Here is a 22,446-nt window from a genome sequence, read left to right on the forward strand (position 1 = left end):
GTCCGCCCCCATCCACATACCTCACACACCACGGGAGACAACCAAAACCCCAGCCGCATCAAGGACTTCGGAAAGAAACACCCCAACGAGCCGAAGTCAGTAACGAACTACCGCTAGCAGATTCCCCAGTCCCGACGACAGCGCCATCTGGCCCGGAGCAGTGGAACCCAGCGCCCACCCGATGCGACAACCGGGTCGCCGGTCTGCCCGATATCAGCCACGGGACACGAAACGGTCCGCCCACTCCGTCGACGGACCGTCATGCAAGATCGAGACCAATCAAGGAATCCACCTTGATCCGCTCCCGTGAATAGGCCTCACGCACTGTCCGGCAGCGGGTGGAGGCGTTGCAGCCAGTCAGGGACGTTTTGAAGGCTCACCGCCTGCGTGTGCCTGCTTCTGTCCTTCCTCGTGTCTGCGGATGGTTTCGAGGTCGGCTGCGGAGATCCGGCCAGTGCCGTCGACGGCATAGGCCACGAGAGCGTGGTCGTCGCGCTCTGGTACGCGGCTGGTGAGGGGTGTTTGTTTGACTGGATGGGCGGTGCCAGGCGAAGCAGCCGACTTCGGTTGGCATGTTGCGCCTGTCCGTGTGGCTGCCGCCAGGAGTGCGTCTACCACGCTGAGGACGACTTCGCGTTCGCTGCGTGAGAGCAGGCTGGCGCGGGCCGGAAGGGTGAACGGCTGAAGGGGGCGTTCACGAAAGATGCCCGCGGCCTTTTCGATGCGGGTACGCGGTACGTCGAGGGCCAAGGCGAGGCCGTCGAGGGTTTCGTCCTCTAGTACCCCGCTGTGCTGCCCGCGGGCGATGCGCCCGATCGTGCCATGGCTGACATGCCCTTGGCTGCGTGCCGCCGCGGCCCGGTAGCTCAGGGGACGCCGTGGAGAGCCAAGCTCAGCCAGCCGTGCCACGACGAGCCTTTGCAGGTCATCGCCCATGTGGGTTTCTCCTCCCTCAGCTTCGGAAGACGAGACGGTTTCCGGCCGAGCTCCTCCAGTGTCACATCTGCGACCACAGAGCATGGCTACTGGATGACGTTCCAGTTGCCGTCCGTGGAACGAGGATGCAGGATGGAGCTAGCAAGACAGCATCCATTCAAAGGTGCTACCCATGTAACTGAACTAGGAGGTGAGCTCATGAGGTGCCTAGCCTCCCGCGATCAACATCGCAAGGCACACTACTGGATAGCGGATCGTATTACATCGGCGACACCAAGTGTCGCCGACGCAAAATTACTCTGCGGATCGCCTACGTCCTCCGTGAAGAGCTCGCGCTGGCCTCGCCCACGGTGCGCCAACGAGAACCATTCGGTGTTCGTCAACCTCATAGTATCGAAGCGTTCCCTACTTATCCCACGGCGCCTCACAGTGGGTACTAACCTCCCTGTGCCACATCAGCACAGGCGACCAGACTGTCGAGGGAAGGGCCGGTCCGGGGCGCCCTGCGACCCTATGTGCAGCGCGCCGCGCCCTCGATCGGCGCCGGCGAGCCTGCCGTCACCACGGCACTGCGCGCGGCGACCGTGGCAGCGAACACAGCAGTCAAGCCGGTGGTGGGCTCATCACCGTCGGGCCGTCCGGTTGCCTTGGAACCGCCATTTACCACGGCAACATGGGGTGCGACGCCCAGCGTGAGACAGCCCGCACCGTTCACCGGTGCCCGGAAGTTCGTAAGACCCGGTGTAGCCCGCGCGCTGTGTGACTGCCTTTGCTGAAGGTTCCTTCTGCAGCCGGCCTGCTGGTGGCCGAGGTGATGCCGCACTGCAGCGCTGACGCCTTGACCTCGGATCAGCTACCTGACTCCGCTAGCCTAGGAGAGTTCATGGGCGCCCCCACCGCCGTACCCTCTCACTGCTTCCGTCGCGAAGCCTTCAACGGCACCAGCTGGGCACGCCAGCGTTGCGCCGGAGTGCTAATCCATCTCCTCGGCCGGTGCCGGATGGTTCCTGCCTCCGAACATTTGGGCTGGGCACGGACAGACTCCGCCCCGGTTGCCCCCGCTGCTGCCGTGTCCTTTCGATATGCGATGGATATCCTAGGCGCCGGGCCGATGGAGCAGCCGACAGAACCTGCAGTTGCCTTCGGCGGCTTTTGCTGCTCTGTTGCCTACTCGTGGTCTTGGCACCGCAGCCGCTCCATGGCGGTGTCGAACGAGCCGACAGTTGCACATCCACAGGCTATCAGCCCCTGGACACTGAGCTCCGACCGTCTCGATGCGACTCCCCGACAGATGCATGGCGACATGCCTCGTTTGTCTTCCTTGATGCGAAACTATGACCAGTGGCTCTCCCCTTTGCCGCCACGGAGCTCACATACCTGCATTGGTCTGCCGCGGCCCTCCACTGCAACACCCCTGCGTAGCACCCCGACACGAATCAAAGCGGGGTCAACGTCACTTGCTGCTTTCCCCACGGCTCGGTTCTGTCAACTCGGATCGGAGCACACCGTCGTCAGCTATGCCCGGCACATGCTCATCGAGCATGATGCTGCCTTCTCCCACTGCGGCGCCGCGATGCGTGCCTGGTCTGCGGTCAGTGTTCCGAACTGCGACGCCTACCAACACTCTCGGAGCCGGCGTGGACAGACTGCCTGTGGTTACCCACACGAGGTGAACTTCCAGGTGCCGTTAGCCCTGGAGACAGCTCGTATACCGGACATAGGCACTCCTCCAGCGCTGGTGTGTCGCCGAAGTGAGCCCAGAATTATGCAGACGTCACTGAGTACGACGTGGGCTAAGCCCAGGCTTGGCTGTGTCTCTCTCGGTGGAGCACAGAGAAAAAATAGTCCTGGAACTGCCTACTGGTCACGAAGCTGTGGCCGGCTGTGCGACACACGCCGCGGCCCTGGACACAGCCTAAGCTGCCATCGAACGCTACGCCCATGCGCACTGACGCGCATACACGCAATGACAGTGCTACTCACGTGCCGGCCGCCGCCTACCCGTCGTACGCCACAGTAGTTGTGGATGTCCGTCCGTGATGCACTGACGCCGTGTCCGGGGCGAGTGGCGAAACGGTAAACGCAGCGGGCTTAAAACCCGCCGCCCACGCGGGCCTGTGGGTTCGACTCCCACCTCGCTCACCTCCTCATTCTCCGCGCCCCGTCACTCCTGCCACACGAGTGGTGCGGCGTCCGAGGCAGTCTTCGCCCCCACATGACGAGGCACTGCTGTGCTCCGTTCTGAGAAAGGTCACTGCCATGTTGCGCCCCCATGCCTCAAATCCGCGCCGCGGTTGCCTCAGGGCGCACCACACTCTGATCCGATCTCCGATGGGCAAAGGGATTCGGTGTATTTGTTCCGCAATGCTACTCAGACCTACCCAGTAGTTCAGCTGCTGCCGCTGCTGCCGTGTCGGTGGGGTCATTGTCAAAGGTCACCAGGTTGTGGCCCACGTCTCCGGCTCGCAACACAACTGCACTGGCATCGACTTGCGTCACAAGGCCTTCCAGACAAAGGCTGTCTTTTCGCGGAGATGCGAGACCGCTGTGGCTTGTGCCGAACGTCAGCGTCACCGATGCCCCATGTACGGCCCACCCATACTCGAAAAAACACCAATTCGCTGTCCTCACAGCTGGTGTCTCTGCGCCCACTACAGCGCACCTGCCAGTCCATAGGCTCCCTTCGGATCAACAAGACTTGGACGCTCTACTACATTCAACGATCTCAGGGAATTTGGGGTGTTAGCTCAGCTGGTCAGAGCAGAGGACTCATAATCCTCCGGTCGCGGGTTCAAGTCCCGCACGCCCCACTGTCATACTCCCCATGTGATCTGCCCGTCACCGCCGAGTGAAATACCTCCCTCCGGGCTATGGAGAGGACAGCGATAACTGTGGATAAAGCCCGCCCCATCACCATCCCGGCCTTCCAGGTCTACCTGCTCCGTCGAGCCAACAGAGTCCGTAGTCTGCGAGGGATCCCAATGCCGCCTGCAAGTCCCGGTAGCCGATGGCGTTACCCAGCGTATTGCCTGCTGGAGACGGGAGGTCTGGCGAATTCCGGTGCGGACCCGACTCTCCGCTTGAGAATTTCTCCTGTTCAAGGCCGCTCAAGCTCCAGGGTAAGGACCGGTCCTACCGATGCTCTGGCACCCCACATCAGGCCCCCAAGTAACCGACAACCACAGGATTCATTCAGGAGTGATCATGGAGCGGTGCTGCACCATCTGCACGTCTGCACCGACAGGCAGTGCCGAGATCAGTATCTGCCTCGAATGTCAGCATCTCCTTCACGGTGCATTCACCCGCTTTCCACAGCTGTACGTCCAGCTCCATGTAGAACTTCCCTTCTTCCCCCGCAGCAGCCTTCTCTGTCAGGTTCCCAATCGTGTGCCCTGGAAGAGCAGGGAAAAAAGCACGCCCCTGCGTCTACCGCTGCTAGATCACGCGCAGCGCTGCATCGACGTTCTGCGGGCGTGGGCCTCTTACGTGATGCCCGACTTCGTGCCGGTAGAGTCTGTGCGGCCTGGCCGTCTCCTTCAGGACCTGTGCCATGCGCTCGCCGCCGATCTGCCCACAGCCGTAACAGGCACAGAAGGCGGGATGCATGCCCACCGTACGTGGGTGGCCTACACCACTGCCCGAACGCTGTTGGGCCGTACCGAACCTGCTCGCCAGTTGACGACCCCATGCCCGAGCTGCCAGATGCGCGCTCTACTGTCCACCGAGAGTGGCGTAGTGGAGTGCCGCAACTGCCAAGCTCACTGGGCAACCAGCACGTGGCACTCGACCTCCCACGGGCATATGGAGTGAGGCTCCGGACTCTGCACAACAGGCCCGGGCCCCCAGGCGGCAAGCTCCTCTGCACTCCGCTGGCCGCGGTGTTGGGACGGTGCATGGCAAGCACCAAACCTTGCCAACTAGACAGGCCATGGCCCTGGAACAGGATTGCCGCAGTTGAATCGGGCTCCCGAATGCCGTCCCGACTTGCTCGCTAATATTTCAGTCCGCCAGGTGCGAGCCGGAAGCAGTATCCACCTCGCAGCAGTTTAAGTGCGTAAAACTGCCACAGCTCATCCTGCTCATATCTCGGATACCTCCGTATGTTCGGTGAGATCAGGAGAGACACTCGATGATTCGCCGTTTGCCCCACTTCACCTCACATCCGCCTCTCCGCAGGAACTCAAGAATCGCTCTGCTGTGCAGCACCTGCTTTACCGCCCTGCGCAAAATAGTTGCTGGCCGCGGCAGCGACCTCTGCTTCCTGGGCCGCCCAGGAAGCAGGTACCGGCGGGCTTGCTCCACCTTCCAACATGCCCGCAGTTACCGGGCCGGCGTCGCACGCGGCACAGTGATCTGGAACTTCCTCATCAGCGCACGAAACCGCGACGCCCTTCCAGTCCTGACTCTGCCGCAAGCATCGTCCACGGTGGTGCCTGACCACCCCAGCACCACCTCGCCTCCCGCCTTCCCTGGCCTCGAACACTTCGGGCCCGGACACGCCAACGTTTGGGTTCTGATGTTACGTCTGCGGCTGATCAGTGAAGGGTGGGCCGACGACCAGCGTGCAGCCCTGAGGTCTGACCCGGGGCTGTGGGCCGCCCGCGCCTGGGACGAGGATCTCCGGTTGGCATGTGCCCGTTTCCAGCTCGCGCAGGGCTGCCGCGGCGCCTCAGCTGACGGTTACCCTGACCAACTCACCTGGGATCTGCTATGGACCAGATGACTCTGCACCGCGCTACTACGCTTAGACGCACGCCCCCAGCCTGGGACCGCCACTGGCGCGAGCACGCTGCCTGCACCACCGATGACCTCGAGCTGTTCTTCGCACAGAACCACTCACCCCGCCAGGGCAAGGCGCTTCGGATGTGCCAAACCTGCCCGGTGCAGACCGAGTGCCTGGCTCACGCTCTGGACACCCGCATCCCCGAAGGCGTTTATGGCGGCACCACAGGATCTTGGCGGCGCAGTCTGCTGGCCCGCCGACCCGAGATCACCTCCTGGCAGCAACTGTTGGGCACCGCCCGTGACCGTCATCGTTCCAGTCTCTCCGCTACCGAGTGACGCCAAGACTACGCACCAATCAGGGGACAACCGACTTTCAGCCCGTCACGTACCTGGGCAGGCTCGTCAGTCGACCACGGTCTCTCCGCCATCCGACAGACGTTACCGTTTACCGGCAGGAGATGGTCAGGGTGTACCCGTGCAACGTACATGCACGAGATCTCACCATGTCAATGACGGCCAACCCTTCGCTCATACGCGAGTTGCCGTCGTCATTTACCTGTCTCTGTACCCGTTTTCCCGGGAATGCTGATGCACCGGAGTATAAAGCCCCGGCTTTGCGATACTCCCGAGAGTATCCTATCCAATCCTTTGTCCAGGAATGTACGCCGCCACCAACGAAGCAACTGCCCACCTCAGAGCCTAACGCTTTCTCTCTCTGGAAAGGCAATGACGATGACTAACTGGCCGAGCCGGCGGACTTTAGCAGAGCAGCCCCTGACTCATGATCCACGCCATCGTCTGCTGACCACTGCGGAGGCCGCCGTGGTGGCGTGCGTCACCCCCGCCACCGTCCGCAAATGGGTCCATCGTGGATACCTGCGCCCTATTGCCAGGTACGGCAACCGCAATCTCTACCGAGAAGACCATGTATTACGCACCGAACGCGCCTGCCGTACACGCCGACGCAAACAGTGTTACTGATGCCCCGCAATCTTGGCTAAAGCCTGCCTCGCAACTCGTTTGAAAGCAGCGTCGACAGTCTCGGCTGCCGCAAGCAGGGAGGAGCGACTCTCGTCGACTCATGTTCAGTTACGAGACGACCTCTGACCCCGAGACGTGTGGTCCCTGGGCGGTTTTCGTGACTACGTACCGCCCCAGCAATGCGGCCTCCTCCGGCTACCGAGCCTGATGGCTCTCCAGCGCAACACGCTTTGCATCCGAAAGGAACAGCCACCATGTCGAGTACTCCCATCTACAACCCTGATGATCTTGTCGTTCAACTCCTGCTTAAAAGTCAGGCCCGCAAGAACCTGCCTGCCGAATCCATCACCCACATCCTCCTCACAGACGAGTGCCGGGCCCTCGCGCATAAGATTCGCTGCGCACGAGCCTCAGTCTGGTTGGAGTGGTTCACCCACCCCATTACCACTACAACTACCGTCCTCACCCTGTGGACCTGGCACATGACCGGTCTCGCTATCTTTCTCGCCGCCATACTCCTACTCACTCCCCATAAAATAAAAACTCCATCCGTAATAAAGCGAGCCCACATCAAAAGACAGGAATGAATGGTCGGCCGGGTGATGATGCCGCGTCGAACGTAGTCCAGATAGCCGCCTTTCTCCACAAGCCAGAGGTCACTTATGTCCGCTCATTCATCGTTCGGGAACGGCCGTCCCCAGCGATCCGCCTCGTCTCAGAACGGGACCCCTTGCGTACCGGCCGGTGATTTGAGGCGCTGGGTGACCATGTTGGTGCGTGAGGGCGCTGACACAGACGAGGCGTGGGAAAGAATTTCAGAAGCCCTCGCCCACCATGGCTGTGCAACGCTGCGAGCATGGTTAGCCGATGGCTCTCTGAGATGGAGGGTTCACCGAATAAGTGGCCGGCGCCTGCATTTGGCTAACCACAAGCTATTGGACCGGGATGCGGTGGACGAGATAGTGGGGGCAACCGTCGCGGTCTCCTTGCGGAGATTTCGCCGGAGGGCTATGGCGAGAACAGGGTGGACCCCTAGGTCGGGAATAAGCGTGTACTCCTACTTCGCTGGAGGCTGCTTGCTAGCCTTCCCAGAAGAGTACCGCCGTTGGTACCGGGAGCAACGGCCAAGGAATGAAGCTCCATCCGCTCTGGCCAGCTTCCTGAACGTAGCGGGCACCGATGTGCTGAGCCGTCCAGCCGACGTCGCTATTGACCGATGCCTTGTTGGCGAGATGCTACGACAATCCGACCGCCGGACCAGGCGGGCCTTGTTGGGCCTCCTATACGGATATCCGCTAAGCGTCGTTGCCGCGCGACTGGGGACTACGGTCGAAGGCGTGGAGCTCCTGCTATACCAATGCCGAGTCCGCATTGAAGATGGGACCTCTCCCTACTACTGGCTCGCACCTTCCTCATCTCCTTAGCCGCGTGGCCAGAACACTGCGCGAGCCTCCACTGCGTACGCAGTCTGCCTTCCCGCCCGAATGCGAATACCATGGAGGAGTCTGATGAATATACCCTATGTCTTTCCCGAACATCAGATCTCACCTGTACCAGTCCGGCGCTGCGGACGCAGCGGTCTGTATCTCCCCACTTTGTCACTGGCATTGCGTCGTTGTCACAATGCTTGGGGGCATGCAGGGCTGTTGCTGCGGTATGCGCTCGAGGCAGGTGTGACGCATGTCGATGTGTCACCTCCCTTCGGAGGGCCCGCGGCCGTCGACGAACTAAAGGCTGCCTTGCACACCGTGCGGTCGCGGCGTGAAGAAGTGACGGTTTCGCTGCAGGTGGGTTTAGGTACGCTGGGAATGCTGCAGGGGTTCGGTTCCCGTCAGCGCGTGTTGTCGACGTTGGACACGGTGTTGCGTCGCACCGACCTGGATTTTGTGGACATCTTGTACGCGCACAGGTTTGACCCCTTTACGCCTATGGAGGAGACGGCAGCCGCACTGAGTAGTGCCATCTCACAGGGCAAAGCTCTGTATGCAGGGCTTTCAGGTTTTTCCCCAGCAGCTTTGCGCCGCTTCTTGCCGCTGCTGGAAGACCAGGGAACCCCTGTAACGGTGTGCAGCCTCGACTGTTCACTTCTGAACCGGTGGTCCTCCGTCAACACCTTCGGTCTGCTGGAGCAAAACGGTGTGGGATGCCTGATAACCAACCCCTTGGCGGGAGGTGACTTGGCCATCGCCCTGCCAGAACGGCCTCGCGACCAGCAGGCCCAGGAGTGCATAACCGAAGCGAGATATCAGTTGACACGGCTAGCTGCAGCACGTCGGCAGACCTTGCCACAACTTGCTTTGAGCTGGGCTCTGAACGACACCCAGGTCACCTCAATATTAGTCGACTTCTCCTCCTGGGAGGAGCTGCACGACTATTGCGCAGCTGCCGGAAACACGCAATTTACTCTGGAAGAGTTGAATGCTGTCGATATAGCTTGCGGGTCGATCTTCGAATAGGTGAAGTATGCTTAGAATGCTTCAATCCAACACTGGTTGCCGATATCATCTTCAATCGCTGGAATCCTTGTCGCACATGGTTTGCCACAGGTATGATTCGATCGCGCATCGGGTGTAAATCTTCCATTTGCTAGCAGAACGAAATTGAGCCACAACGATAGCCCTCATTTTCCGAACCGAAACCATGAGCAGGGCGGAACCGCTGCCGGCAGGACAAGGACCAGAAGAGAGTAGACGGCAGACATGAGTATGAGTGCGAAGCCAGTCAAGCGTGCTTCATCTGGACGGCGTGCCATGAACCGTCGACGCAAGTTGCCCACCAGGCGGCGCAGAGTTGTAACGAAGGTGGCATGCATGCTGGGTAGTTACTTACTGCTCTTAGGGTATGTCTACTTCAGACTCAAGGTGATTTTTAACTCCGTCGACGACAATGCCGATCCGAAAAAGGGTAGCCCTCAGGAAGACTCCAGTGACGCAACGAGGATGGCTTTAACGTCACCCAAGAGTGGTTCGCCTACGGGACTTGCTGCAGGCCGCCGATGCAAGCGGCCCACTGGGCACCTCCGGATATTGGCGAATATCGTGTGCGCGCTGGGAAGTTGCTTAGTGGTTAGCGGTGCGGTATTGGGGATTCTCTACTTCAGACTCAATAACAATCTCAATTCTGTTGACATTAATACCACTCTGAGGAAGGATCGCCCTCAGGAAACTCTTAACGGCTCCATGAACATCCTCGTCCTGGGTTCGGATTCACGGGCGGGGTTCAACAGCAAGTACGGCGAAGACAAAGGAAGTGCCCGCTCCGACACCACTATGGTCGTGCATATCTATAGGGGCCATAAGCGCGCGAGTGTGGTCAGTATCCCGAGGGATACCTTGATATCCCGGCCCGACTGCATTTCCAGGAATGGCAAGATCGTGAAGGGGCGGAAGCGGGACATGTTCAACCATGCGTACGAAATTGGAGGGCCAGTCTGCGCGGTCAAGACCGTTGAGTCGATGAGCGGCACCCGTATGAACCACTTCATTGAGATCGACTTCACTGGCTTTAGACGGATCGTCGATGCCTTAGGCGGTGTGGAGATAACTACGACCAAGTCAATCCGCGACAAATATAGCCATCTTGTTCTTTCCTCGGGAACGCACAGACTGACTGGTGAAGAGGCACTTGGCCTTGTACGAACCCGGCACGCCGCCCCTGGGGGCGACGGCAGCGACCTGGCCCGCATTCAGCTTCAGCAGATCTTCATCAAGGCAATGATGAAACAGGCCAAGAGTGTCGGACTGCTGGGTGGTCCGATGCGGCTCTATGAAATAGCCGACGCTATGACCAAGGCGGTCAACACAGATGATGAACTGAGTTCGGTGAAACAGCTCATGGAATTAGCCAAGAGCCTGATTGGTATTGCGCCCCAAGACCTGAAGATGCTTACGCTGCCGGTTACTTTCGATCCGCTCAACAAGAATCGCGTAGCGCCACTGCCCCAGCAATCAAAGCGTGTGTGGGATGCGCTGCGTAACGATCAGGCCATTCCAGTCGCTGACAACAAAAGAAACGCCGCCAAGTATTTCGTTACTGATGGACAGGTGCAACCGGACCAGTGATCTCGTTACTGTGGCAACTCTGACGGGCATCCTGGAATGGGACGGCTCCCGTGCATCTTTCTGAGTATCCACCGTGTGGTGGATAGTGTGCTGGGAGCGAGTTCGCCAGTGGCAACCTCTCGTGGCATGCTCGCTGTTCTCTTCAGGCTTGCGGAAGAAACGCCTGGTCACTGATGACGCGGCCGCGCCCTCGTTCCGGGAAGCCTCACGCAATGCTGGGAAATTCCTGTACGCCGTCTAAAATAGCAGCTTCGACATTCTGGAAGGTCGGCCGACCGCTGATAGAGCCATATCGCACACGCAATCGCCTCAGACGGCACCAGAACTGGAAAGAACTTGAAGGCTCAGCGTGTGGCAGGCCGCCTTTTCTGTATGGGCTAGATCACTTTACCTGGTCTCCGAACCCCTAGGAGTCTCCACATGACCGCACTGTTCACAACGTTCACTCAGAGGGCGACCTGGCACGTACTTGCTCTCTTCCGCATCGTCGTCGGGCTGCTCTTCGCCTGCCACGGCGCGTCCTCGCTCTTCGGCGTCCTCGGCGGCGCGATGGGCCAGGGCGGCACCGTCCCCACCGGCGCCTGGCCGGGGTGGTACGCCGCGGTGATCGAGCTGGCCGGCGGCGCCCTCGTCATGCTGGGTCTGGGCACCCGCGCCGCGGCCTTCGTCAGCTCCGGCTCGATGGCGTACGCCTACTTCTCCGTGCACCAGGGCACCGCGCTGTGGCCGATCCAGAACGGCGGCGAGGCCTCCGCAATGTTCTGCTGGGCCTTCCTGCTGATCGCCTTCACCGGGCCAGGCGCCTGGGCGCTCGACTGTTTCTTCTTCAACGAGCGCGAGGAGGCTGCCATACACCAGCCTCCGAATTTCCGGTGACTTTCCGAGTTTCCCTTGGGTTAGCCTGAGAGGGCACGACAAGAGAACCACTCATGACCAGCATCAGCCCCGGCGGGTCAGATCCAGCTCCCCGGCCGAAGCGCAGCACGTTCAGTCCCGAGTACAAGCTGCGGATCATGGCCGAGTACGAGGTCGTGCCCAAGAACGAGAAGGGCGCGGTCCTGCACCGCGAGCGGCTGTACCACTCGCACGTCAAGGAATAGCGAGCCGCGCGGGATGCCGGGGCACTGGACAAGCTGGTCGACCACCGGACCAGCTCGGCGAGGCCGAAGAAGCTGGCTGCCGACGCGGAGAACGAGAAGCCGCGCCGCCAGGTCGAACGGCTGGAGAAGGAACTGGCCCGGAACAAGGCAGCTTTGGAGGTCATGGGAAAAGCTTCCGCGCTCTTGGAAATGATCTCCGAGGGCACGCGGACTGAGTACTGCCGTCGACAGGCGGCAGGTCCAGCTTTCGGCCCCGGCAGCCGAGGAGCGGGCTGCGGTTCTGGAACTGCTGAACTCGGGCGAGTACGCCGAACTGCCGCCCGCGCACATCTGGACTCGTGAGCTGGATGCCGGGCGCTACCACTGCTCCGTCTCCACGATGTACCGGGTCCTGTGCGGGAAGGGACAGTCCGGCGAGCGTCGCCGCCAAGCCACCCACCCGGCGAACACGGTGGCCGAGCTGGTCGCCACCGTCTCCGCGCAGGTGTTCACCTGGGACATCACCAAGGCGGCCATATCGTCGAGCGGGCCGAATCAGCTGTTCGGGCCGAGGAGCTGATCCACGAGACCATCGCCCGCAACGGCATCGGAGGACCCGAGACCGTGCACGCCGACCGCGGCACGTCAATGTCCTCGGAGAAGGTCTCGCAGCTGCTGTCGACCTCGGCATCACCCGGTCGCATTCGCGGCCGAAGACTTCCAACGACAACCCTTACAGCGAGGCCCATTTCAAGACCACGAAGTATATGTCCGACTCCCCAGAAAGGTTCGACTCGCTCGCCCATGCCCGCGAGTGGTTCGACGCGTCCATCGCGTACTACAACCATGAGCGCTGGCATTCGGGCGTCGGCTGGCACACGCCGGCCAGCGTGCACTTCGGCACCACCGAGGAGGTCCGCGACCAGCGTGCCGTCACCCTCGCCGAGGCATAGGCCCGCCACCTCGAACGCTTCGGCCGCCGCCCCCGATCGCCCCAGATACCCCAGCAGGCATGGACCAACGACCCGGCCAAGCGCAGGGAACCCGCACCACACACCTCATAGCGCCACCGTCTCACCAGACTTGAAATCTCCCGGAGGTACGCGTCGTGGAGCTGTCCATCGCTACCTGTTCGGTTGAGCAAACGTCAATCTACGGAGCTTGCCATGCATGACCACGACTCTCCGCAGCTTGTCGGAAAAACCGACGGTTATCGCCGCCACAACAACACATGGCAGACGGGTGGAGCGATATCCGCTCCACAGGATGTCGCTGAGTGGCATAAATTGCTGCTAACCGAAGAGACTACCGATCTCTGCTTCCTCCAGCGACGCAGCGCGAAAAATACGCCGAGCTCAGATCGAAGCGATGAATGCGTCACGGGGATCAAGGCTGAACATGGCAAGGCCCCCGAACCGATCACTGTGACGGTCGCCTCCTTCCTGGCTGCCAGGGCCACGTGGGTGCGGTCCGGGAAATGCGCCTGTGCCGAGCCGAAGGCCGCGTCTGACCCGAGTGCTCCCGTCCGTCACAGAGACAAACGAGATACGTCCGGCGGCAATCCGCGCCCCTGCCGCCAGCGTATCTCAGATGATGTCGAACACGGTGCACACGATCGCCGTACAGTGCCCTGTTCTCGACACCGTCGCCCCAGGCCAGCGGCGGGCTACTGGCACCATCGACGTCACCGTGACCTACCACTACGCCTGTCGCCTTTCCCTCAAGGCCTCCTGAGTCGGCATAGGTCGGCCCTGGCTGGTCACCTGCGTCTTGGGAATCGGGGGGGAGCAGCGGACCATCATGAGATCAGCCATATTGCCCTCACGGCTGCCGAATCGGTCGAGCACCGTCTGCAGCTCAAGAGCGGCGTCGTCGGTTCAGCAGCTTTCCTGCTGATGCTGGCCGGAGCGCTGTGCCCATCCCATGCGGTGGCCGCCTCCAACTGTGCCGACCCCCAAGTCAGAACCCTCTCCGACGTCGACGGCTCGCAGCCCGAAACCGGTAGCGTCCACGTTCAGCGGATCGCAAATCTCAACACTTTCGGCAAGGTCGCCGGGAGACCCAGTCTGTCCCCAAAGCGCCTCTCCACGGATTGGGACACCAAAGAAGCGTTCATCCCGGAGTTCGCTACTGAATCCTTTTCCGAGGGCCACAGTGGCAATGCCGGGATGCTCAGCGTGAAGAATTGGCGGCCTCGCACGTCCGGCGACGTCGCCCAGGTTGACCACCAGTCTGTCCGCTCCGGTCTCTACGCTGGGCATAAGTCGAACGTGTGGGCTCTGGTAGGGGAAGCCGACATCGATCTGGACCGTGGTAGCACCATGGCCAGAAGTGACATTCGCACGGTGGGCAGCTTCGACAACAGTGCCGACTCCGGGGTGGTTGCCGGCCACTGCCCAAAACGCAACGGCAGCCCGCGCGCTGGTGGCCGCGGCAGAACGTTCAACGACGGCAGACAGCGATGGAGACTTCCCAACCCTCGTTCCATCCGCGACGCTATCGCATGGGCCAAGGCCCATTCCGGCAGGAACTCCACCACCGGCTGGTACCGGCGTTGCCTCGCCTTCAGCGCGATCGTCTACGGATGGAACTATTCCGGAGTCAACTACGCCATCGACCATTTCTCCGTTGTCCCAAAGAACATGCGGCACCCCGATGATCGCACCCCTCCACCTGGCGCTCTGCTGTACTGGGACACCGGCCACCGCGCTGGACACATCGCGGTCTACCTCGGAGGTGGTAAGGCTGCTTCGAACGACATCCTACGACTCGGCTACATCGACATCGTTGACGCTAGCCTCTTTGAGATGAAGTGGGGAGCAAAATATCTGGGATGGACTGCTCCGATCTTCCCCCGAGCCGGATAGACCGGAACCGTCAACCCGACCGCTGAATCTCTTTCACCCTCCGTATTGTCACCCCCGAGTAGTGACTCTGATCTGCAGTGAACCTCTTTCATCCTGCCTCTGAGAGGGTGAAGTCCCTGGTCAAGTGGGGTGCGGGGTGACGCGACGAAGCCCCCGTCGTTGGTGTGGTGATTCCACTCATCGCACCAGCCGCCGGGGGCTTGGTTGGTTCCGCATTCTTCCATGCTCGACGTACCGCATGAGCTGGTCGAGCATGTCTCCTGGCTGATCTATGCCCGCCGGCGGGATATCAACTCGCCGTGGCGGAGGCTGGGTTGCTTCAAGCAGGCGTTGCTGGTGCTGGCGCATCTGCGGAAGAACGAGACGTTCGCGCAGGTCGGAGCCGGCTTCGGGGTGTCGCAGGCGACGGCCTGGCGGTACGTCGACGAAACCCTCGACCTCCTCGCCTCCTGGGCGCCGGGCCTGCGCGAGGCCCTCGTCGGCCTGGGTGAAGGCGACTTCGTCATCGTTGACGGCACGCTGATCCCGCCTGATCGGATCGCCGCGGACGAGCCGTACTACAGCCAAAAGCGCAAACGGCACGGGATGAATGTGCAGGTCATCGCCCGCCCAGACGGCACACCCCTGTGGTTTTCGCGCGCTACACCGGGACGAACTCACGACCTGACCGCGGCCCGGGCCCACGGCATCATCCAGGCCTGCCTCACGAGGCAGATACTTGTCCTGGCCGACCGCGCCTACCAGGGTGCCGGCGCCACCGTCCGTACACCGTACAAGAACCACCGTCAACAACCGGAGCGCCACCAGCAGTTCAATCGCGACCATGCCCGGCTGAGAGCTCCAGGCGAACGCGCCTTCGCGCAATTGAAGTCCTGGCGACTGCTACAGCGAGCCAGATGCTCCACTCGCCGGATCGGCACCATCGTCCAAGCCGTCCACACCCTCCTGACCTGCGACTATTCAGGATGAAAGAGGTTCACTGAGCCTTTTCCATCCTCACTCTGAGCTGGCCAGATGAAGGGTGAGGACGGTCTGGACGAGTGTGGTGATCCGGGTGGTCGAGCATCGCAGTTTGCGAAGGAGCCGCCAGAACGTGAGGGTGGCGATGGCCTGCTCGACGAGTGCTCGGATCTTCGCGTGGGACCGGTTCACCGCCTGCTGGCCTGGGGAAGGTGTCTCCCACCTGCCCCAGCACGGGGTACGGACCGTTCCACCGGCGCCCCGGTAGCCTTACTGATCGTTTCAGAATGAGTTGAGTCGCAGGTCTTGTGCTCGGCGATCTTGGTCGGCAGGGTGTCCGGAGTGCATGCTGATCTTGTTCCTGACGGCCTGTGGGAGTGGGTAGCTCCGCTGCTGCCGCCCGCTCCCGAGCGGCGGCGCCGCTATCCGGGACGGTTGCGTGTTCCGGACCGAACGGCGCTCGCGGGCGTCCTGTACCTGCTGCGGACCGGTGTCGCCTGGCGTGATGTCCCCGCGGAGTCGGTGGGCTGCTCCGGGGTGACGGCCTGGCGCCGGCTGCGGGACTGGGCCGAGGCCGGTGCATGGCCCCGCCTGCACGCCGCTCTGCTCAGCGAGTTGCGCCGCGCCGACCTGTTGGACCTGGATGACAGCGCCGTGGACGGCTCGCACGTCCGGGCGCTCAAAGGGGGGATCACGTCGGCCCCTCGCCCGTCGACCGTGCTCGTGCCGGCTCCAAGCACCACCTGATCGTCGACCGTCACGGGACCCCGCTCACCGTCACTCTCACCGGCGGCAACCGGCACGACGTCACGCAGCTGATGCCCCTGTTGAACGCGGTCCCACCGATCCGGGGCCTGCGGAGCCGCCCCGCCGTAGACCCCGACGGCTGTACGCCGACCCGGGCTACGATTTCGACAAGTACAGGCGCCTGCTGTGGAAACGTGGCATCAGACCCATGATCGCCCGCCGCGGCGTCGCTCACGGCTCCGGACTGGGCAAGGTCCACTGGGTGGTCGAGCGCACCTTCGCCTGGCTGCACCAGTTCAAACGGCTCCGCACCCGCTACGAGCGACGCACCGATCTCCACCAGGGCCTGGCCGAAGGTCCGCTCAATCACCCACCGTTTCGGCAGCGGCTCGAACCCCTTCGCCTGTGGCCGCTGCACGACCTCCACGTCGATGCCCAGCACGGTGCCATGGTTGAAGACGCTGCTCTGGTAGCCGCCGTCGGCCCACACCTTGGAGACGCTGGGATGGGCCGCGGCCAGTTCGTCGAGCAGCAGCTTGCCGCCGGTGGTGTCGTGCACGGAGGCGGCCGTGACGAGGACGCCGAGGACCAGACCGAGCGTGTCCGTGATCAGGTGCCGCTTGGGTCCTTTGACCTTCTTGCCGGCGTCGATGCCCTGGCTGGCCTCGGGCACGTTTCCCGAGGTCTTCACGCTCTGCGCGTCGACCACGGCCGCGGTCGGCTCGGGGCTGCGGCCGTGGGCCCGGCGGGTCTTGTCGCGTAACAGGTCGTGGACCTGCTCGGTGGTGCCGTCCGCTTCCCACTTGGCGTAGTAGTCGTAGACGGTCTTGTACGGCGGGAAGTCATGCGGCAGGAACTCCCACGGGATGCCAGTGCGGTTGACGTACAGAATCGCGTTGACGATCTCCCGCAGATCGTGCACCCGGGCCGCCGTACCCGGCCCAGTCCGCCTCGCCCGCCAGGCCGCGAAGTCCGGCTCGATCAGAGCCCAGCGGGCATCGGACACATCACTGCGGTACGGACGACGAGCACTCACACACCGCGCAACGACCGCCAACGCCACCCGTCACAAAACCATCCCAGAACACCAACTACCTAGATCAGATGCTCTCTTAGAGGGCGTTTTCGCCCGATGTTTAGTCCCGTTCTGCGGGATTGATGCGGCTTCAGGTTCCTCGCCAGGTTGGGGTGGATTCTCTGGTGAGGCGGCGGGTCATCAGTGGTATCTACGCGACGCAGATCATGCCGATGGACCGTGATGGGAGGGCTTCGTAGTCGCGGGCCAAGCGACGGTGGTGCATCAGCCAGCCGAGGGTCCTCTCCACTGCCAACCTGCGCGGGAGCACGGAGAAGCCGCGCCTGGCGGGGGTACGGCGGACGATTTCGAGGTCAATGCCGAGGCGGGCTGCGTGGTCGACGAGGTACTCGCGGTATCCACGGTCGGCCCACCCCTTGCGGATGGTCGGATAGGCCGCCGCGATCCGGTCGAGCAGGGTCCGGCCGGCGACGGAGTCCTGGACGTTCGCGGCGGTAACCAGGAGGGTCAGCAGGAGGCCGCCCGTGTCGATCACGATGCTGCGCTTCCGGCCCACGATCTTTTTGCCGGCGTCAGCGCCCTGTTCGGCAGCGGGGACGTTGGTGGAGGTCTTGACGCTCTGGACGTCGATCACCACCGCGGTTGGCTCGGGCTGGCGGCCTTCGTCCTCACGGACGCGGCGCCGTAGCAGCCCGTTGAGCTGCTCGAATATGCCGGCCTTCTCCCAGCGGCCGAAGTACTGGTAGACGGTGTTCCAGTGCGGGTAGTCGTGGGGCAGGTAGCGCCACGGGATGCCGGTGCGGGCCACGTAGAGCACGGCGTCGAGGATGTCGCGCAGGTCGTGCCGGGGCGGGTGGCCGATGTTCAGCCCGTGGCGGGCCTGCTCGGTCCGCCAGCTCGTCAGGAGCCGCTCGACCAGGGCCCAGCGGGCATCGGACAGATCGCTGGGGTAGCGGCGACGCTCGCTCATAGTTCCGGGGTAGTGCAGCCCGGGCGGGATGGTCAGGGCGCACGGCCACCCACCTGGGGCACTTGAAGCAAAGAGGCTCATTTTGCGACGAAACGGGAGCAGAAGGGACGCAACAGCCCTGCTCACACATCATCTGTCACTCAGTAACCGCCCAGCACACCACCCTCTCCTAGTACTCACCAGATTCCACCATTAATACGGGCAGAGGGGGCTAAAACGCCCTCTTAGCTTGACTTTTAACGGTTGCGGCGGTCCTCGACTATCCAGTCGTCACCAAGTTCCCGGCGCACGGCGTCCAGTGCGGCGTCCGCCTTCTGCCTGAACAAGGTCCATTGCTCCTCGGTCCACGGCGACGGGTCCGGTGGGTACTCCCAGTCGATGGACGACTGGTACCGCTCACACAGTCTTGCCAGCTCGGTCCGCGTGGCTGTGCTGATGGGCAGCCGTTCCAGCTCGCAGGGGGAACCGTAGGGGCTGTCGACGTCAAGATTGTGTCGGGGGCCAGGCCACAGAGGGGTGTGCGGAACGCCAGCTTCGAAGAAGAACCGCAGGTGATAGGATATAGGGCACCTTACTTACGACATCCGATGACGGTTCGCCCGGGCCTCATTCCACACGTCGCGGCTTGGTGCCGACCTCGTGGTGGGTGGGCCGCCGGAACGGCTGGCCGGTGGCGAGGACTCTGCCCACGTCGTGGCGGGTGGCTGGGCGGCGGTTCTTCGAGCCCGGCGGCCGGCCTGGCCCAGGCCGGGACGGTTGCGGTGCACGCGCTGGAGACGGCGTCTTCGCGTGGAGGTTCCGGAACCCTCGTCGGACTCGGGCTGGGGTGAGCCTGTTCGGCTCGGCCTTCTTCTCCCACGGTCTGCGCAAGTCAGCGGCGAGTGGGCGGGCAAGCCTGAGCTGGGTGTGGGCGGCGAGCACCAGCCACGTCCAGCGGTCGGCGGCCTCGGGGCTGCGAAGCCGTGGCTTCGTCCAGCCCAGAGTCTGCTTGAGCATCCGGAAGGTGTGCTCGATGTCGAATCTCCGCAGGAACGACTGCCAGCAGCGGTCGACGTCTGCCGCAGTGGCGCCGGTGCCCGACCACCACAGCCAAACCAGCTTGTTCACCCCGCCAGAGGGCAGTTTCTCGACGGTCAGGCGGATGACGGTGCCCTCGATGATGGGCAGCGGTCCCTCGTGGTCGGTCCAGGCCGCCCGGCGGGTCAGCCGCGGGTGCAGCCGGTCCCACGCCTGCGCGGTCGCCTTCCCGTAGAGCCGGGTGTCGGTGACTGTCAGGCCTGCTCCTTGCCCCAGGTGTCGGGCTGGCCGAAGACGAACTCGCCACCGTGCTTGGGTGGTCGGCCGCCCTTGGGGTCGTAGACGCGCGGAGGTGTCGCCCGTCGCATCACTCGGTCCGAGCACAGGCGGCCCAGGATTTCGACGGGCAGTCCGTCCAGCAGGTGGGCGATGCGCGGGGCGTCGTACCCGGAGTCGAGTACCACCAGGATCTTCGGATCGCCCTCGTGCCACTGGCCTGCGGCGATGAGCCGTGCGATGACCTCGCGCACCTGGGCGGTGGTGACGGCAGCGAGGTCAGCGCCGGGCTGGAGGCGGATCGCGTCCAGCGCCGCCGTCCAGGAGGTGCGGCCGGTTTCCAGTGCGGCCACGACCGAGTACGGCCAGCCCGGGATCATCTGGTGCTTGGCCTCGCCCCGGCCATAGGTGTGGCAGAACGAGCGGTCCGGGCAGGTTGCCGCGTCGGGCCGCAGCCACGGTGACACGTCGGCCGCCAGAACAAAGCGCCCGTCGGCCGCCTTGGGCAGCGGCAGCCCGGCGATCGCCCACTGCAGCCGGGCGACGTCCACACGGCCTTTGTTCAAGCCGCCGTACAAGGCACCGTGGCCACGACGGTGTTCCGGCGCAAGTGCCAGGTCCACCAGCGTCTTGACCGGCCCGTCCGTACACAGCAGGGCGTCGGTGAGTTCGAACAGGGCATCTCCGCGTCCGTTGAGGCAGTCGCAGAAATCGCCCCGGAAGCGTGACAGCGTCGCGAACGCCTCCTGCCGGTCTCCCTGTTGCAGCACACTCTTCTCCACGGCCTCGGTCTGGTCAGGTGCGTCCTTGGTCGGAGCACATGATCAGGCCGAGGTCGCCCGCGTGTCCGGCGAATGCCCAGGTGAGCGACCCCGTTCGAGGCGCGATTCGACCTCGTCAGATAAACGACAAGTGCGTGTTTCCGAAGCCCGGTTCCGAGTAGCCTTGGGTCCTACGCTGGCGTGGTGTCCGAGGACACCGGGCGAGCCGGGGACAGAAGCTGTCGGGCTTGTGGCGACCGGTTGAGGCCGGGGACCCGGCCCGGGGCGGTGTTCTGCTCGTCCGCGTGTCGTGCCAGGCAGTGGCGGGCGGAACGGCGCTTGCGTAAGCGTGTGGCGGCTGAACGTGACGGAGCCGGTCGGGCTGAGTGCCCGGAGTGTGAGGCTCGGTGGTGGCTGGCGTCGACCGGAGGTCGACGGCCCTGTATTGCTCCGGCCGTTGCAAGGTGAGGGCCTGGAGGCGGCGGAAGGGACCGTTCGCTGGACGGTCACAGTAACCGCAGCGCGAACGCATCGGTGACCCAACTTCGATCGAAGTTGGGTCATTTTCGGTCGTTTGCTGTGATCTTCCGATTTATGGTCTGACTCTCGGATCAGTAAGCGGGCCCTGTTGCTCACGGTCCGAAGCGCCGTGCCCCGGACCGTACTTGGTGGTGAAACGCCATGCAGGAGGAGACCGAGAAGGTCCGAAACGTCAGCCAGCAGCGGTACGACGAGATCGTGGCCGAGCTGCGGCAGGTAGTCGAACAGTAGACGCAAGGACAGTTCACGATCGGCGACCGCGCTCTGGAGATCGAGCCGATGCATGTGGCCGACGACGGCCGGGAAGCCTTGCCGGGACGGGACCTGTTCACCGTCCGCCAGGCCTTGACCCGGCTCGCCGAGGACATCGGACTGCGCCGTACCACGGTGGAAAACGCGCGATGGACGGCCTCGCGCTGGCCGAAAGAACATCGCCAGGCGAAGGCGTCGTTCACCGTTCACCGGGTCTTGGGCAGCATTCCTGACGAGGAAGAGCGGTTCGCCGCGATCAAAACACCGCCGGAGAGGAAGAGCCGGTGGACGGTCGACGACGCCAACCGGCGGGTCGGCCGGCAGGTGGAGAAACCGATCTCCTCGCAGGAGAAGATCACCGCGATTCACACCCTGGCCCGGGACGAGGACGTTGCTGCTGTGGTGACCACCGACCTGCTCCGGCGGCCGGCGGTCGCCTCCCAGGTCAAGCCGGAGAACAGGGTCCGGGTGGTGGAGGAGTTCACCCGCGACGACACCGTGGCCGTCACGGCGGTCACCGGGCTGCTGCGGCGTCCAGACGTCGCCTTCAAGGCAATGAGCGACGACACCGCCCGCCACCAGGTCAATTCCGCCCAGGTCGAGCGCGGCCGGCAGGCCCGCGAGGAGTTCGAGAACACCAGCCCCGTCGCTCCCGCGGTCCGTCACATCGACCGGACGGTGGAGTTTTTGGACCTGGTCACTGCCTGGCATGCGTTCGTGGCCGCGGCTGGCCGGGCCGTTCCGGGGCTGCGCGACCGGACGCTGGCCGAGGACGAGCGGACGATCGTGCACGAGAACGTGGCCAAGGTGAGGGCGACGCTGGACTGGATCGAGACCGCCGTCGACACCGGCAAGGTCGACATGGACAGCGAGCTCGCTCGCATGCTGGGAAGCGAGTAGCCATGCCCCGCGCCTCACGGCGACGGGGCGAGGTCGCCCAGCGGCATGCCGACACCCTCCGGTTCGTGTTGTTCGAGGCCAGGCCCGCCGGGTTGCGTTCCCGCAGCTGGTACGCGCCAGCGGCCTGTCCCCCAGCCAGGTCCGGTCGGTGCTTGCGGCCTTGCACGAAATCATCGCCTCCAACGGCTGGCCACCGCTGATCTGGACCCGGGCCGAGGGTTACCGGCTCGGCGCCGAGCCGGCCAAACAGGATGAATTGCATCAGATGCAACACTGCGCACGGTGACCGGAAGGCCGTTAGGGCTGGTCACGGGGGTGCTGTCGAGGAGTGACGGCGG

At 63.2% G+C, this 22,446-nt stretch carries 11 protein-coding genes, 2 tRNA genes and 7 pseudogenes; 15 read left to right on the forward strand and 5 right to left on the reverse strand.

Annotated features, from left to right (window positions below; all coding sequences use genetic code 11):
- Window positions 1–357: 357 nt before the first annotated feature.
- Window positions 358–936, reverse strand: a complete 579-nt coding sequence (locus tag AZE13_RS36530; RefSeq protein WP_147264779.1) for a hypothetical protein — start codon at window positions 934–936, stop codon at window positions 358–360.
- Between the two features lie 2,059 nt (window positions 937–2,995).
- Here AZE13_RS36530 and AZE13_RS31825 point away from each other — a divergent pair.
- The 12 genes and pseudogenes from AZE13_RS31825 (at window position 2,996) to AZE13_RS31870 (ending at window position 15,618) form a co-directional block, all read left to right on the forward strand.
- Window positions 2,996–3,078 (forward strand) — tRNA-Leu (locus tag AZE13_RS31825).
- Between the two features lie 594 nt (window positions 3,079–3,672).
- Window positions 3,673–3,746 (forward strand) — tRNA-Ile (locus AZE13_RS31830).
- 1,909 nt (window positions 3,747–5,655) lie between these two features.
- Complete coding sequence (locus AZE13_RS31835; protein WP_079124588.1) at window positions 5,656–5,997, forward strand: WhiB family transcriptional regulator; 342 nt, start codon at window positions 5,656–5,658, stop codon at window positions 5,995–5,997.
- A 396-nt stretch (window positions 5,998–6,393) separates the two neighbouring features.
- Window positions 6,394–6,642 carry a helix-turn-helix domain-containing protein gene (locus AZE13_RS31840; RefSeq protein WP_107288564.1) on the forward strand — a complete coding sequence of 83 codons (249 nt, stop codon included), beginning with the start codon at window positions 6,394–6,396 and terminating at the stop codon, window positions 6,640–6,642.
- Between the two features lie 1,508 nt (window positions 6,643–8,150).
- A complete protein-coding gene (locus AZE13_RS31845) occupies window positions 8,151–9,098 on the forward strand; it encodes an aldo/keto reductase (protein WP_066939915.1) in 948 nt (315 codons plus the stop codon).
- 483 nt (window positions 9,099–9,581) lie between these two features.
- The gene (locus AZE13_RS31850; protein WP_066939943.1) at window positions 9,582–10,703 is read left to right on the forward strand and encodes an LCP family protein; all 1,122 of its coding nucleotides are present in this window, start codon (window positions 9,582–9,584) and stop codon (window positions 10,701–10,703) included.
- A 420-nt stretch (window positions 10,704–11,123) separates the two neighbouring features.
- Window positions 11,124–11,579: a DoxX family protein gene (locus tag AZE13_RS31855; RefSeq protein WP_066939921.1), complete on the forward strand. Its 456-nt coding sequence runs from the start codon at window positions 11,124–11,126 to the stop codon at window positions 11,577–11,579.
- A 53-nt stretch (window positions 11,580–11,632) separates the two neighbouring features.
- On the forward strand, window positions 11,633–11,803 hold the full coding sequence (locus AZE13_RS37290) for a hypothetical protein (protein ID WP_181690514.1): 171 nt from the start codon (window positions 11,633–11,635) through the stop codon (window positions 11,801–11,803).
- A gap of 379 nt (window positions 11,804–12,182) precedes the next feature.
- Complete coding sequence (locus AZE13_RS38630; protein ID WP_258528132.1) at window positions 12,183–12,362, forward strand: hypothetical protein; 180 nt, start codon at window positions 12,183–12,185, stop codon at window positions 12,360–12,362.
- Window positions 12,363–12,471: 109 nt separating this feature from the next.
- Complete coding sequence (locus tag AZE13_RS38635; protein WP_258528131.1) at window positions 12,472–12,735, forward strand: integrase core domain-containing protein; 264 nt, start codon at window positions 12,472–12,474, stop codon at window positions 12,733–12,735.
- A 213-nt stretch (window positions 12,736–12,948) separates the two neighbouring features.
- A complete protein-coding gene (locus tag AZE13_RS38640; RefSeq protein ID WP_258528129.1) occupies window positions 12,949–14,649 on the forward strand; it encodes a C40 family peptidase in 1,701 nt (566 codons plus the stop codon).
- Window positions 14,650–14,813: 164 nt separating this feature from the next.
- A pseudogene (locus AZE13_RS31870) lies at window positions 14,814–15,618 on the forward strand (transposase family protein).
- 27 nt (window positions 15,619–15,645) lie between these two features.
- Here AZE13_RS31870 and AZE13_RS34840 read toward each other — a convergent pair.
- Window positions 15,646–15,879, reverse strand: a pseudogene (locus AZE13_RS34840) (transposase family protein); the annotation flags it as partial.
- Window positions 15,880–15,951: 72 nt separating this feature from the next.
- On the opposite strand from AZE13_RS34840, the pseudogene AZE13_RS38645 reads away from it, so the two are divergent.
- Window positions 15,952–16,711, forward strand: a pseudogene (locus AZE13_RS38645) (IS5 family transposase); the annotation flags it as partial.
- Window positions 16,712–16,762: 51 nt separating this feature from the next.
- On the opposite strand, the pseudogene AZE13_RS38650 reads toward AZE13_RS38645, so the two are convergent.
- The 3 genes and pseudogenes from AZE13_RS38650 to AZE13_RS31895 form a co-directional block, all read right to left on the reverse strand.
- Window positions 16,763–17,419: pseudogene (locus AZE13_RS38650) on the reverse strand (IS5 family transposase); the annotation flags it as partial.
- A 163-nt stretch (window positions 17,420–17,582) separates the two neighbouring features.
- On the reverse strand, window positions 17,583–18,362 hold the full coding sequence (locus AZE13_RS31885; RefSeq protein ID WP_066939927.1) for an IS5 family transposase: 780 nt from the start codon (window positions 18,360–18,362) through the stop codon (window positions 17,583–17,585).
- A gap of 606 nt (window positions 18,363–18,968) precedes the next feature.
- Window positions 18,969–20,425: pseudogene (locus AZE13_RS31895) on the reverse strand (NF041680 family putative transposase).
- A gap of 672 nt (window positions 20,426–21,097) precedes the next feature.
- Here AZE13_RS31895 and AZE13_RS31900 point away from each other — a divergent pair.
- Window positions 21,098–22,108, forward strand: a pseudogene (locus AZE13_RS31900) (DUF6192 family protein).
- 2 nt (window positions 22,109–22,110) lie between these two features.
- Window positions 22,111–22,352: pseudogene (locus AZE13_RS38655) on the forward strand (RacP protein); the annotation flags it as partial.
- Between the last annotated feature and the right edge of the window lie 94 nt (window positions 22,353–22,446).

The organism is Streptomyces sp. NBRC 110611 (assembly GCF_001590865.1).
Lineage (GTDB): Bacteria > Actinomycetota > Actinomycetes > Streptomycetales > Streptomycetaceae > Streptomyces.